General features: G+C 40.2%; 13 protein-coding genes. 8 read left to right on the top strand and 5 right to left on the bottom strand.

Annotated features, from left to right (window positions below):
* Positions 1-19 precede the first annotated feature (19 nt).
* Positions 20-1,231, bottom strand: coding sequence for a chromate efflux transporter (gene chrA / locus CDG61_RS12690; protein ID WP_087549432.1), 1,212 nt, complete (start codon positions 1,229-1,231; stop codon positions 20-22).
* A gap of 133 nt (positions 1,232-1,364) precedes the next feature.
* On the opposite strand from chrA, the gene CDG61_RS12685 reads away from it, so the two are divergent.
* From CDG61_RS12685 to CDG61_RS12660, 6 genes are all read left to right on the top strand, one after another.
* On the top strand, positions 1,365-2,378 hold the full coding sequence (locus CDG61_RS12685) for a patatin-like phospholipase family protein (protein ID WP_416240689.1): 1,014 nt from the start codon (positions 1,365-1,367) through the stop codon (positions 2,376-2,378).
* Positions 2,379-2,638: 260 nt separating this feature from the next.
* A complete protein-coding gene (locus CDG61_RS12680) occupies positions 2,639-2,848 on the top strand; it encodes a hypothetical protein (protein WP_087513350.1) in 210 nt (69 codons plus the stop codon).
* A gap of 254 nt (positions 2,849-3,102) precedes the next feature.
* Positions 3,103-3,624, top strand: coding sequence for an acyl-CoA thioesterase (locus CDG61_RS12675; RefSeq protein WP_087513351.1), 522 nt, complete (start codon positions 3,103-3,105; stop codon positions 3,622-3,624).
* A 182-nt stretch (positions 3,625-3,806) separates the two neighbouring features.
* Complete coding sequence (locus tag CDG61_RS12670; protein WP_087549431.1) at positions 3,807-4,364, top strand: TetR/AcrR family transcriptional regulator; 558 nt, start codon at positions 3,807-3,809, stop codon at positions 4,362-4,364.
* A 17-nt stretch (positions 4,365-4,381) separates the two neighbouring features.
* The gene (locus tag CDG61_RS12665; protein ID WP_087549430.1) at positions 4,382-5,602 is read left to right on the top strand and encodes an MFS transporter; all 1,221 of its coding nucleotides are present in this window, start codon (positions 4,382-4,384) and stop codon (positions 5,600-5,602) included.
* An 11-nt stretch (positions 5,603-5,613) separates the two neighbouring features.
* Positions 5,614-6,507 (top strand): LysR substrate-binding domain-containing protein, encoded by an 894-nt coding sequence (locus CDG61_RS12660; RefSeq protein ID WP_087549429.1) that lies wholly within the window; start codon positions 5,614-5,616, stop codon positions 6,505-6,507.
* 439 nt (positions 6,508-6,946) lie between these two features.
* Here the strand turns inward: CDG61_RS12660 and CDG61_RS12655 are convergent, their stop codons facing one another.
* Positions 6,947-7,750, bottom strand: coding sequence for an amidohydrolase family protein (locus CDG61_RS12655; RefSeq protein WP_087549647.1), 804 nt, complete (start codon positions 7,748-7,750; stop codon positions 6,947-6,949).
* A gap of 7 nt (positions 7,751-7,757) precedes the next feature.
* Complete coding sequence (locus CDG61_RS12650) at positions 7,758-9,047, bottom strand: SLC13 family permease (protein ID WP_087549428.1); 1,290 nt, start codon at positions 9,045-9,047, stop codon at positions 7,758-7,760.
* A gap of 131 nt (positions 9,048-9,178) precedes the next feature.
* Between CDG61_RS12650 and CDG61_RS12645 the strand changes: the two genes are divergently transcribed.
* Both CDG61_RS12645 and CDG61_RS12640 read left to right on the top strand, forming a co-directional pair.
* Positions 9,179-9,910 (top strand): GntR family transcriptional regulator, encoded by a 732-nt coding sequence (locus CDG61_RS12645; RefSeq protein ID WP_087549427.1) that lies wholly within the window; start codon positions 9,179-9,181, stop codon positions 9,908-9,910.
* Positions 9,911-10,061: 151 nt separating this feature from the next.
* Positions 10,062-10,670 carry a glutathione S-transferase family protein gene (locus tag CDG61_RS12640; protein WP_087549426.1) on the top strand — a complete coding sequence of 203 codons (609 nt, stop codon included), beginning with the start codon at positions 10,062-10,064 and terminating at the stop codon, positions 10,668-10,670.
* Positions 10,671-10,746: 76 nt separating this feature from the next.
* Here the strand turns inward: CDG61_RS12640 and CDG61_RS12635 are convergent, their stop codons facing one another.
* Positions 10,747-11,421 carry a hypothetical protein gene (locus tag CDG61_RS12635; RefSeq protein ID WP_147387795.1) on the bottom strand — a complete coding sequence of 225 codons (675 nt, stop codon included), beginning with the start codon at positions 11,419-11,421 and terminating at the stop codon, positions 10,747-10,749.
* Between the two features lie 382 nt (positions 11,422-11,803).
* Positions 11,804-13,411, bottom strand: coding sequence for a bifunctional 3-(3-hydroxy-phenyl)propionate/3-hydroxycinnamic acid hydroxylase (locus CDG61_RS12630; protein ID WP_087549424.1), 1,608 nt, complete (start codon positions 13,409-13,411; stop codon positions 11,804-11,806).
* Between the last annotated feature and the right edge of the window lie 154 nt (positions 13,412-13,565).

The following is a 13,565-nucleotide window of genomic DNA, read 5'->3' as shown; positions in this document are numbered from 1 at the left end:
GAAGGTTTTTTTATGTCTGTTAAATATGCGTGAGCCATAAATAAATGAAAAAACTGCCTGGCAGAATCAGCCACACAGGAGCTTTACTTCTTAAGGCGATCATCACCAGCAGTACAAAAAACAGGTCTGAAATCTGGTGGATCTGCTGTCTGGACATTTCACCAATCATGGCAAGTAGAAGTCCGCAGACCGCTGCATTGATTCCCATCAGGGCGGCCTGAATGCGGTGCTGTGCCATCAACCATTGCCAGTGAGGCAAAGTCGCAAATAACAGAAAAAAAGAAGGTAGGAAAATTGCAATCACTGCCAGCAGAGCACCTGTCAATGGAGTTGAACCCAGAGGAACAGATGCACCCAGGTAAGCAGAGAAACTGAATAAAGGACCTGGCATCAACTGAGCAAAAGCATAGCCCAGGTCAAACTGCTGTGCCCGAATCAGACCCGACTGAACGAAGTCCTGATACAGAAAAGGCAGCACGACATGTCCACCTCCAAATACCAGTGAAGCGGCTTCATACAGGTGATATAAGCCACGTGATTCTGGATTATGTAGCCATGGGGCAAGTAAAAAGGGGGCTGTAAACATCAGCAGCCATATTACTGAAGACCCCATATTACGCTTGTTGAATACAGGACGATGTACTGTTTCATCCGTTGGATTTTCTGAGTATGTATCTGAGTTGCTGTTCTTGCGGGGTTTATAAAGTAAAATACCGATCAGCCCTGATATCATGATCAGACTGATCTGTCCTGTACCCACCGGTGCAAAAGACAGAAACAGCACTGACAGACCAACCAGGATATATTGCCATAATCTGTTGCACAGACTTCTGAGCATCTGCCAGAAAGCCCATCCGATGACTGCCAGCACAATCAGCTGAATAATATGAAATCCCTGAGAGCCGATCAGAGCAGAGTATTGCTGTCCTAACAGGGCAATGCAGATCATCAGCATAACAGAAGGCAAACTGAAACCGAGCCAGGCATAAAATGCCCCAAGATAGCCTTTGAAGTGATATCCAATTGCCATACCGACCTGACTGCTGGTCGGACCAGGAATAACCTGACACAGTGCGACCAGCTGAGCGTATTCTTCTGCACTTAAGTATTTTTCTTTCTGAACAAAAATAAAATGGAACAGGACAAGGTGTGATGCGGGTCCACCAAAAGCAATACAGCCTGTTTTTAAAAAGATTTTAAAAATTTTAAAATAAGAAAGTGTCGGATTCATTCTTGTATTTTTAGAAAAAGACCTTACATTAAATATCAGGAATACATGACAGTTTTACTAAAAATTACGGTTTATGTAATTAAATATTCTTAGACTATAGCCTGTTTTCGGGTAATGGTCAGACTGCTTGCAGATGGTGAATATGAAATTTTTAAAATATGCTCTGGGTCTAATGTGCCTGACAGGCAGTCAGGTTTTTGCCATGCCTGTTCAACCCGTGACAGTGCAGCCATCGGTTTCTGAAAATAAAAATTCTCATCGTCAGATGGATGCAGAAGCAAGAATAAATAAAGTTGATTTTAATAAGATAAAAACTGAACAGCAGCGACCGGTCATTGCATTGGTACTCGGAAGTGGCGGTGCGCGTGGTTATGCCCATATCGGTGCCATACAGGTACTTGAGGAATACGGTATCCGCCCTGATTTTATTGTGGGTACGAGTGCAGGCAGTATTGTCGGTTCAATTTATGCCAGTGGTAAAAATGCAGCGGAACTTCGTGATATTGCTTTAAAAATGAAAGCTGGCGATGTGCGTGACATTAAACTGGGCATGAAAGGTTTTTTTGATGGTAAAAAAGTTGAAGACTATATCAATGATCAGGTGGCAGACACTTCACTTGAGCATTTAAAAATACCGATGTACGTGGTTGCCACTGAGCTGCGGGAGGGCAGAAAAGTGGTCTTTAACTATGGTAATACAGGACAGGCGGTTCGTGCGTCGGTCTCTATTCCGAGTATGTTTGTTCCTGCACAGATTGGGGAAACAGAGTATGTGGATGGTGGACTGGTGAGTCCTGTACCTGTGGATACCGCGCGTGAACTGGGTGCGGATATTGTGATTGCAGTGGATATCCTGGCACAGCCGGTATATACCGAAACCACCAATGTCTGGGGATTGTTCAATCAGAACATCAACATCATGCAGAACCGCCTGGCACGTGAAGAACTGAAATCTGCGGACATCGTTATTCAGCCTGATTTAAGGGAAAAAGCACATATTTTTGATGTAAAAGGGCGTGAAGCAACCATTCAGGCTGGTATAAATGCAGCGTTGTTAAAAATGAATGATATTGAAGCTGTCTTCAATCAACAGCATTATCCATTGAAAGAAAAAGAAGTACAGTTTTCTGTGAAAGACCAGTATTGAGCACACTGTTGGTCTGTTTAAACGATGCTGTTCTGTACATAACTTTTCCTGTGAAAAGTTGCATTTTATGTGGTGCTGATCTGAGTAATATAAAGACTTAAAATTATTATTCAGATCATTTTTGTGTATTTATTAAGACTTAATATCTATTATAATATACATAAATCATATTTAATATTTTTTTTATTCATATATTTATGTTTGATAGATTGGTTTTATTGCATATAATTTACATATATAAATGAAAGCTGGATTTAAATATGCCTGAAGAACAGAAGTCTGGTACGGCAACAATGGGTATTCAGATTGGGCAGCAGGTCAGACTTACAATCAGTCCACAGCTGATCTTTACGGTGCAGAAAAAAAATATGGATGGCAGTTTCACGGTTTCAGCGGAAATTGACTCAAACAACAACCTGAGTTATGACAATATTTCAGCTGAAATGTTATGTCTGGTAGATGCTGAATAATAGCGTCAGTAAATATACAGAACAGAATCTTTTTTATATCAGTGCTTAAGAAGCTTAAACCGAAATTTAAAAGATTCTGTATTCATTGTTGTGATGTGTATATTGAGCATTGAATATATATTTTTCTGAATGATGCTCAAATCACTATAAATAATAATGATGAAATTGTTGCCGAATTGAACATTTAATTTCAGCTAAAAACGATATAATAATATTCACATATCCCTCGTCTTATAAAGAGTCCAGAGAAAACGATGTCCCCATTAGACCTAATTGCTCCAGCATCCGAAGACCAGTCTGAATTAACCATGTCCGTCCTGATGACTCCAGATATGGCTAACTTTTCAGGTAATGTCCATGGTGGAACAATTCTGAAGTTGCTGGATCAGGTAGCTTATGCATGTGCAAGCCGTTATTCTGGCAGTTATGTGGTAACACTGTCTGTAGATAAGGTGAATTTTAAAGAACCTATCCATGTGGGTGAACTGGTGACTTTTCTTGCCAGTGTAAACCATGTTGGCCGTACTTCCATGGAAATCGGTATTCGTGTAGAAGCGCAGAATATTCAGAAACGTACGGTTCGCCATACCAACAGCTGTTATTTTACAATGGTTGCTGTGGATGAAACCGGTAAGCCGAAACAGATTCCACCTCTGGATCTAAACAATGACTGGAAACGTTGCAGATTTGAAGCTGCGGAGCACCGTAAAGTTGCCCGTCTGCAGGAAAACCATCATCCATCATGCAGTATTTATAAAAAGTCAGTACAGAGTTAATCTGCTGATATAAAAAAGACCAGATTCCGGTCTTTTTTATTTGAAGGAAGAAAATCTGGATAGCACGATAAGTCCCTGAAACTGAACTCAGATTATATTTTTAAGCAGGATGTGTAGCCATAGGGTTTTATTTTACCTATAATGAAACGATACGTATCGTTTCATTATAAGCAGTGAACCGCATGGAAACAGGAAAAAGCTCCCGTCGTAAGCAGTGTATTTTAAATGCTGTGATTGCGGCGCTGGAAGAATCGGATTACAGCAGTTTAACCATAGAAGATATTGCTGCCAGAGCAGGTGTCGGTAAATCCACGATTTATCGCTGGTGGAAGCATAAGTCCGATCTGGTTTTTGAAGCCTTTCGTGAGCAGACTGCTTCAGTGTTTGACCTGGATTTTAATGCTTCACTGGACTATAACCTGAAGCAGCAACTGCTGAAGTTATCCTGTGCTTTGAACCATCCTGTAGGGCGGGCTTTACTGGTGGTTATGGCTGAGCACAGAGAAGCAGCAGGTGAGTTTTTCAGACAGTATCTCTTACCACGCCGTGAGCAGACCCGAAAACTGATTCAGCAAGCCATTGGGCAGGGGGAAATTCAGGCGGATTATCCTTTTGAACTGATGCTCGATACGCTGTATGGTCCTATCCATTATCAGATTATCTTTTTTAACCGGATTCCTGATGAGTCTTATATAGAAGCTCTGGTGCAGCTGGTTCTGCATCCAGCTCGTACTCCGTAATTTTCTGGTACTTTTATATGGATATTGTCAGTGCATCTCAGCAACGGCTATGGAATCGGTCTTTTATTTTATGTGTGCTGAATAACCTTTTTCTGTTTATTTACTATTATGCACTGCTGACCGTTCTGCCGGTTTATATCATGAAAGAACTGGGTGGTTCGGTCAAAGAAGCGGGTCTGGCTTTAACCCTGTTTTTAATTTCATCCATTGCAGTACGTCCATTTTCAGGTCTGATTATTCAGAAACTGGGTAAAAAATGGTCTTTCCGTGGTTCTGAACTGCTGTTCATGATGTTTGCATTCGGTTATCTGTTTGCCGACAGTCTTTGGTCATTGCTGCTCATCCGGTTTATTCACGGTATATGGTTCAGTGTGCTAACGACCGTCACAGTGCCAGTTGCCAATGATTTTATTCCAGTGCACAGGAAAGGTGAGGGGATGGGTTATTTTGTCATGTCCACAAACCTGGCGGTTGTCTTTGGACCACTGATTGCGCTGAGTGTTATTCAGTTTACTGATTTTCAGATGCTTTTTGCTTTGCTGACCGCGATCATCTGTTTAGGGTTTATATTCTGTTTAATGATTCCGGTTCAGCAGAATGCAGCAGATACAGATGCAGCTACCTCAGAAAAAGCAAGGGTGTCAGATAAAACGAAACTTGGAATACATGACATAATCGAAGTTCGTGCCATTCCTATAGGTGTGGTGGCATTGCTGACGGCTTTTGCCTATTCCAGCATCATGAGTTTTATCGCAGCTTATGCGGAATCAAAACACTTACTGGCTTCCATCAGTCTGTTTTTTATTGTCTTTGCAGTTTCCATGATTGTGGTGCGTCCCTGGGTTGGAAAAATATACGACCGAAAGGGAGCAAGTGCTGTGATTTACCCTTCATTTGTCTGTTTCGCAACAGGGCTTGTGATGGTGAGTATGGCATCTGGTCAGTGGCTTTTATGGTTGTCTGCTGTATTTATTGGTATGGGGTATGGCTCGTTGTTTCCCTGTTTTCAGACGCTGGCAATACAGTCAGCACCAAAGCAGAGAATGGGACATGCTGTATCTACATTTTTTACGCTGTTTGATTCAGGAATGGCAATCGGTTCGGTTCTGCTGGGCATGGTGATCGCTCAGTACGGTTTTCAGAAGACCTATCTGCTGTGTGCTGTGATCGTCATACTAACGCTGTATGTTTATATCAGACTGATCACGTCCAGATCATCAGCTGTTGAATTTAAATAAAGAGGTGAGCTGTGGAGTTACGTCATTTACGCTATTTTGTAGCAGTTGCTGAAGAACTGAACTTTACCCGAGCGGCACAGCGGATGTGTACGGTACAGCCCTCGCTGAGTCAGCAGATTAAAGACCTTGAGCAGGAAGTAGGTGTGCAGTTGCTGATCCGTTCAAATCGTAAAGTAGAGCTGACAGAGGAAGGAAAGGCTTTTTTAAAAGAAGCTTTATTGAGTCTGGAGCATGCAGAAAAAGCGATTTATGATGCGCGCCAGATTGCCAGTGTAAATAAAGATCAGTTGAAAATTGGCTTTGTTCCTGTGGCTGAAATGAAAATTTTCCCTTATATCATGCCCAATATCCGTGCACATTTTCCTGATATCAAAATTGATTTTCACAGTCTGACAGACTCGGCGCAGTTTGGTGCTTTGCGTAGAGGGGAAATTGATATTGCATTTACCCGTTATCCTGATGAGTCGGGTGAGTTTGAAAATGTGCAGATTTTTCAGGAACCTCTGGCGTTGATTATTCCAAAGGCATCATCTTTTGCAGAGCAGCGCACGGTGAGTATCAAGGAGTTTAATCATCAGGATTTTGTGATCAGTGATGAAGATGCTTCACCACAATTGCATAAAATTATTCAGGATTTTTTCAAGCAGTCGAAGCTGAATGTCAGTGTGGTACAGAAATCCACCAATATTTTGTTGAATGTCAATCTGGTCGGCATGGGCGTGGGTTGGAGTTTAGTGCCTGCTTATGTGATTCCATTATTGGGCGATAAGATCGTGGTGAAAAATACTATTGAACCTTTACCGATGATTGGGCTGTATGCAAATTATCGCAAAGATCAGAAAAATGAAGCGATTACTTTGATCTTAAAGATTTTAAAAGAACAGTTTTATATGGAGATGTTTTAAGTTATGTGGGTTCGATAAGTTATTTTAATAATTCCAGTTGGATAATATTTATTGTAAAGCTCATTGTGACGGCGTCTTATCGGCTTTGTTCATAGATTAGGATTAACCTTCGGTTCGAGTTACTTTTGTTTCGGCAAATGAGAAGCGAAGCTTCGCAAGAAAACCACCTTGCGGAGCGTTGCTCCTCACCGCAAAACTCGTCAACTACCACCTTTTGATTAATATATCGCATAAACATTAGCTTGCAGATGTAGTCCTGCCTCAAACACGTTGCGGATGACGTTACCGCGTATCCAATTTTATTGAGAAACAAATAATGTTTTGATGTTACTGCGTAACATTAGCTAATAAAATACCAGATAGAAAAAAAGTCGGAATAAGTAAAATTATTCCGACTCTATTTTGTCTATCGAATTTTAAGAGCTGTTCTTTTATGGTCTTAAAATAAAAATAGCTTTTGCGTATTTTCACCCAAAATCTGTTGCTGTTCTTTTAGCTCAGGAACAATCTGATGAAATGCATCCACAACATTTGAATAAGACACTTTAGATTCATGTTGTGTATGTGGCCAGTCACTGCCCCAGATGAGTTTATGCGTCAAACCTTTTTCTTTGAGCAGGTTAAATGCTTGGCTTGCAACTACAATATTTTCAGGAAATTGTCCTAGACGATAAAAAGCTGAGACTTTAATCCAGTGTTGATTTGCATCCAGCATATTCAAAAGGCTTTGATAATCAGGATCAGTAATGCCTTTAACTGGATCAATACGCCCAAAATGGTCAATCACCACATTGAGTTTATAAGGACTCAGCACAGGTAAAATCTGTACCAGATATGCAGGCGGTGCATGCAGTTCAATTTGCCAGTTCATAAAAGACAAATGATTCAGTAAAGTGCTCCATGCCTGATCGCTAAAATCAGGCAGGTCTTTACCAAATAAGTTTAAACGAATACCGACAATGCCTTGTTGGTTGAGCTTGACCAGTTCATCAATATGAATCGTATGGTCAACAACTGCAATGCCTTTCAGGCGCTCAGGATACTGTGCAATCGCATTTAGCATTGCGGTATTGTCCGTACCTAAAAAGCTCGGCTGAATTAAGACACCATGTGTGAAGTGATGTTGATCCAGATGCGCAATATATTCAGCTACAGAAGCATCATAATCAGGTGTATAGCGTGCAGTTGCGATACAAGGATCATTTTTTGAAAATACATGGGCATGCGTATCAACAGCAAACATTTTCATCTCACATTACAAATTTAAGTATCAGTACTGCAATCAAAGCCGCGATTAAACCAACAGGTACAGCTCTGAATAACAGTTGATTAAAGAGTTGATTTTTATCCACATCTGCAGGTGCAGATCCTAAAATTAAGCTTCCGCCAGACGAGAACGGGGAGATGGCGGAAGCTTGCGCACCAACAACGATGCAAAGGAAAAGGACAAGAGGGTTTAAGCCCGAAGCAAGTGCAATTGCAGGTACAATTGGGAAAAGCGTAGGTGTAACTACACCCAAAGTGCTTGAGAAAACAGACATAATGGCACTGATCAGACAGATCAGAATCGGGATCAGCCATACAGGAACATTATTTGCCAGCCAGTCAGATAGTTGCGTAATAACACCGAGTTTGACACCCAATGCAATGAGCATACCGACACCACAAATCATGATTAAGGTATTCCACGGAACCAATGCCATGACTTTTTTCTCATCGGCAAGTTTCATGAACAAGCTGATCAGGGCAAAGAAGATGGCAATAAAACCGATATCAATTTTCGAGTTTAAAAATGCAATGGTCTGTTGATCAGGCATCAATAAATTTAAAATCGGGAAGATCAGCACAATCGCCATCATGCCAATAATCAGCGCGATGGACTTTTTCTGTTTTTCGTCAAATGCTTCAGGTGCTGTGTCTTCGATATGAATTGAATTACTGTTTCTGTTCCATAAGGTATAGATGCCAAGTACGACAATCGGAATAATCAGCGTGACTACAAAAATACCTGTGGCATAGCTAAAGCTGGTTGCACTATCAATGCCGACATTTTCCATCAAACTACGGAAAATAATGCCACTTTGCGAGGTCATAAAGTTTGCACCTGCAAGCGCACCATAGTTCACAGCCATACCACCGATGATCATGCTCATATTGGTTTTACGGCACAGTAATAAGGTAATCGGAGCCATAAATGCGAGGACGGTATAGAAACCAGCACCCAATCCTGCAATGATGGTGGATGCGAAAAAGACCGCTAAAGGTAATAACTGTGGGAATTTACGACATTTATACAGGAGATGACTGGCAAGCTTTTCAAGTGCGCCATTGGCAAGAGCAAAGTTATAAAACAGGGTCACAGAGAAAATAATAAAGAAAATTTTTACAGGCCAAAGTTCGATTATTTCAGATGGTTTGAGTCCCATACCAAAACAACCGATCAAATAGGCAAAAATAATCGTAAAAAATCCGATATTGATTTTCGTGACATAACCTAAGCCAATGGATATGGCTAAAGCAGCAAGAATAAGCATAGTCATTTGTCATCTCTCCTTGACAGTATATGACTCATAAATACATCTAAAGATATAAACATATATATGTTTGAATGTTTGTATTAAAATCTGTTGTGTTATGATTGTCAAATCCTCATTTTGTAACAGTTATGCAAATGCTTGATGAAAATGCATTTAAAAATTTTAAGCTACCTCGCTATGAGCAAGTGCGCTGGCAAATTCAAAAGCTTTTAGTTCAGTCCAAATGGACAATCGAAGAACCTATTCCATCTGAACAGGAACTGGCGAGTATGTATAGCGTGTCTGTCGGGACAGTACGCAAAGCCGTTGAGTGTTTAGTTGAAGATGGTTTACTGGTGAAGTCACAGGGCAGAGGGACGTTTTTAAGACAGCCTAACTTTGCGACGTCTTTAATGCGCTTTTTTCGCATGCGTAACCAGTTTGGTGAAGATGTACAACCGATTGGTGAAATTAAAAAACTGGAAATTATTGCAGCAGTTCCTGCAATCAACCAAAAATTGAAGCTCGGTGAAAATGATGCTTTGATTTATATCGAACGTGTACGTCTGAATGAAGATGTGGTGGTTTTGAGTGAAAAAATATGGCTGTCAGCACAGTTGTTTTCAACACTCAAAGATATTGCATTAAAAGATTTCGCGAATCTGCTTTATCCATTTTATTATGAAAAATGCGGGCAATTTGTTTCTTCTGCGGTTGAACAGCTTTCTTTTAAAAAGAATCTTCAAGACCCGTATTTAGCCAATCAATTGTCGGAAGCTTTGGTACAAGTATGTCGTATTGCTAAAAACATTGAAGGGCAGCCGATTGAATATCGTGAGTCTTTAGGTTTTGCTGAAAACTTCAATTATGAGATTACGATTCATTAAATTTGTGTTTTTCTCAGTTGATTCATCATCAGGATACATCATGGTATTCTGATGATGTTTTCATCATTTTGTTTCATCATTCCTGTACATAAAAACATCTGATTTGCGCTATTCTTACTCTATAAAAAACAGTATCAATCGGATCAGAATAATGAAACTTTTTACCAATGCATACTCCCGCGGAAATACACTCTTACCTTTGCTTAAAGAATTAGATATTGAAAATCAGATCGAAATCATTGAAGTGGAATATAAAGATCTGCATCAGCCTGAATATCTGGCTTTAAATCCAATGGGGAAAGTCCCATTTTTGGTCGATGGTGATTCAGTCATTTCAGAAACACCTGCAATTTTTGCCTACTTAGCCGATAAGTTTATCGAGAAAGGTTTCGCACCTGCATTGAACGATCCGAAACGTGGCGAATATTTGAAATGGCTGTTTTTCTGTCATGGACCTTTAACGGAAATGATGGATTTTAAAAGTCTGAATGTTTCTCCTGAACTGGCAGCACAGAAGAAAGGCAGTTTAAGTTTTGGTACTGAAGCGTTGGTTTATGACTTTATTAAAGCAGGTTTGAATAAGGCAAATCCATATCTGCTCGGTGACAAAATTTCTGCTGCGGATTTGTTTCTAGCGTATTGGCTGGTTTTTGCGATTTCTTTTAAAATTGTGCCGTATCTGGATGAATTTAAACCCTTCTTAAAGTTGATTCAGCAACGTGATTCAGTGAAGGATGTACAGTGGTTTCAGGCGGTTTAGACCTTCAATGGAAAGGTTGGAACAGACAACGGCGGCTGTTGATAGCCGCCGGTTTAAAGCCTGAAAATAGAGTTGATCAATGTTGTTGATCTTTAAGTTTGTTATAGGTTTCTTCTGATAGTGCTTCGACGGACCAGTGTGGTGTTGCATCGCTTTTCATCAGACTGAATTGATAAAATTTATGTGGATATTCACTGGAATAGTTTTCACTATCTGAAAGATAGTCTAACTGGACAATAAATTTCGTGTTTTCCAGCCATGTTGCAGCAGAAAAGCCGACATTATTTTCTGCTTGAAATTGAGGGATGGTTTTTGTGGCTTCAAAAATGAGCTTAGTGTCATTTTTTTCATCAATTTGATAAATATTCAGTTCATTGTCTGTATAGCCTGCTTCCAGATCGCTGTTAATACTGAGCATATATTTATAGTCAGGACTGAATGTAGGTATGCCTGACAGATGAGTTTCTGTTCCCGTTTTTAAATTCAGCAAGGTATAACCAGCTCCTTCATAATATTGTGTATGTAAGAGCAAAGAATCAATAGCAGGATATTCATTGACAACTGTATAGGAGCATACTTCACAGTATTCTGGATGGTCTTCCTTGCCTCGACTTGGCATATATTTTTTAATTGTCCCATTAAAAAGTTTAATGCTGATGCCATCGCCAATTTTTTGGATTAAATCAGGATATTTAGAGCGAATTTGTTCTTGTGCATAGGTATAACATTGTAATGAGTTTTCTGGGCACAAAGGTCCAGCTTCCTCACTGCGGGTAAAGCGGGTACTGTCCAGTGTATTTTTTGAAGGCTGTAAGGCAATGATCTGATCGGAGGATGTTGATGTATTATTTTGTTCAGATGTCGGTTTTGAGCACGCAGTGAGTGCTGTAATACATGCAAGTAAAATAAATTTTTTCATAAGAATAAATGGTTTAATTTGAATATGGGTATTATGCGTAAATTTATTCTTCAATACAGCTTTTTTATTGACAGAAATATGTTTGAATGAAAAATATTGGTATAAAATTTATGTGAAAAATAAAAAACAGATATAGGTAAATGAATTATTGGTATTTAAAATCACCATGTTTTTAAACATGGTGATTTTAAAAAAATTGAGCAGTATTTACAGATTATTTCGCATGCAATTTACTGAACAGTTGTTGGCTTACTGTGTTCATGGTTTGTGGAATGGCAAGTGCTGCCACAAAACGGTCAGGGCGTAAAATCACCATGGCTTGATCTGTTTTACCGAACCATGAGCGGATTTCTGTACCTGTATCACCAATCGTGATTACACCATCATGGATTTTACGTTTTTCATTGCCTAACTGAACCGCAGGAAGCACCTGAATAAACTTCACACCCAAAGATTGCCATACTTTCATATTGGCGTCATTGATGCCCCATTTCGGATCGACACCCCAGGCAATCACGGCAAAGTCATTACCAATCACTTCATCCAATAAAGTTGTTTGACCATTTTCCAGTTGAACCTGCGGCTGAATAAACATCTTACCGACTGGTGATTCTTTATTGTTGTCTTTAACCAAAGCCCCGTCATTGTATTTCGGCATCGGTTTAAAACGCATTTCCAGTAAATACTGTTTGATGGGTTTGATGTAATTCAATGCATAAGCAATCCCATCACGAACAAAACCTTGCCATTTTTTCGGTGGCGCAAGTACATGACCTGCCATCACAGAAAGATCAATCATGGCTTTGGCATGGTCTTTACGTTCAACCTGGTAAGAATCCAGCAGATCAGGTGTCGCTTTACCCTGAACGACTAAAGCCACTTTCCACGCCAGGTTAAAGGCATCACGCATACCACTGTTATAGCCCTGACCTTGCCATACGGGCATGATGTGCGCAGCATCACCTGCAAGCAGGATACGGTCTACACGGAATTTATCTGCGATACGGGCATTGTGGGTATAGACACGCTGACGGATCACTTCGATACCATCAGTGGTTGGTAAAACTTTAGATAAAAGTTTGGCAATATTTTCAGGTTTGCTGAGCTCTTCCTGTGTTTCACCAGGCATCACCATAAATTCAAAACGGCGGATACCATGCGGCAGGGCAGCTGACACATAAGGACGTACTGGATCACAACATAAATAAATGTGCGGTGTTGCCAATGGATCATTTTCAATATCAATCACGATCCACTGATTCGGTGCTGTTTTACCATCGAAACCGATATTTAAAGTACGACGGACAATTGAGTTACCCCCATCACAGGCAATTAAGTACTGCGCATGGATGACTTCTTTATTACCATCTTTATTCTGGATGTTCAGCGTTACGCCATTGGCGTCCTGAGTGAACTCGTCTAAATGACGTGAAAATAAAACCTGCGTATTTTCATACTGCTCTAAACCTTGCAGCAACACATTATCCACTTGCGGTTGAATAAAGGCATTACGGCGCGAGAAACCAAACTCACGGGTTAAAGGCTGAATATCTGCAAAGCAACGACCTTTAGGCGTCAGGAAACGCATGGCATGGTTGGGCGTGGTATGTGGCAGGACTTTGTCCACCAGACCCAGTGACTGAATGGTACGCAGAGATTCATCATCAATCCCAATTGCACGCGGGTAATCAATTAAACTGTCCAGTTGCTCGACCACAGTCACGTGTACGCCTTGTTTGCTTAAGTAATTTGCAATTGTCAGACCTACAGGACCCGCACCTAAAATAGCCACTTGCGTGGTGTAATCAATCTTTGAACTCACAGCGATTATTCCATTCAAACCACAATATGTAGATATTAATGACTCAAATGAGGGTCTAAGCCTAGCTATGCCATAGTGGATAAGTAGTATGTAATTTTTACTGCCTTAAATTTATTATTGATATATTTATATGATATTTAATATTAATTTATAA

Source organism: Acinetobacter sp. WCHAc010052 (assembly GCF_002165295.2).
In the GTDB taxonomy this organism is placed as follows: domain Bacteria; phylum Pseudomonadota; class Gammaproteobacteria; order Pseudomonadales; family Moraxellaceae; genus Acinetobacter; species Acinetobacter chinensis.
The sequence above is the reverse complement of the archived record's forward strand: the minus strand, read 5'-3'. Positions and strand labels throughout refer to the sequence as shown.

Bases quoted from the DNA above. Each gene is read 5' to 3' on its own strand.
- CDG61_RS12665 (WP_087549430.1), top strand. From the start codon at position 4,382: ATGGATATTGTCAGTGCATCTCAGCAACGGCTATGGAATCGGTCTTTT.
- CDG61_RS12655 (WP_087549647.1), bottom strand. From the start codon at position 7,750: ATGTTTGCTGTTGATACGCATGCCCATGTATTTTCAAAAAATGATCCT.
- CDG61_RS12670 (WP_087549431.1), top strand. From the start codon at position 3,807: ATGGAAACAGGAAAAAGCTCCCGTCGTAAGCAGTGTATTTTAAATGCT.
- CDG61_RS12685 (WP_416240689.1), top strand. From the start codon at position 1,365: ATGGTGAATATGAAATTTTTAAAATATGCTCTGGGTCTAATGTGCCTG.
- CDG61_RS12675 (WP_087513351.1), top strand. From the start codon at position 3,103: ATGTCCCCATTAGACCTAATTGCTCCAGCATCCGAAGACCAGTCTGAA.
- CDG61_RS12640 (WP_087549426.1), top strand. From the start codon at position 10,062: ATGAAACTTTTTACCAATGCATACTCCCGCGGAAATACACTCTTACCT.
- chrA (WP_087549432.1), bottom strand. From the start codon at position 1,231: ATGAATCCGACACTTTCTTATTTTAAAATTTTTAAAATCTTTTTAAAA.
- CDG61_RS12680 (WP_087513350.1), top strand. From the start codon at position 2,639: ATGCCTGAAGAACAGAAGTCTGGTACGGCAACAATGGGTATTCAGATT.
- CDG61_RS12650 (WP_087549428.1), bottom strand. From the start codon at position 9,047: ATGACTATGCTTATTCTTGCTGCTTTAGCCATATCCATTGGCTTAGGT.
- CDG61_RS12645 (WP_087549427.1), top strand. From the start codon at position 9,179: ATGCTTGATGAAAATGCATTTAAAAATTTTAAGCTACCTCGCTATGAG.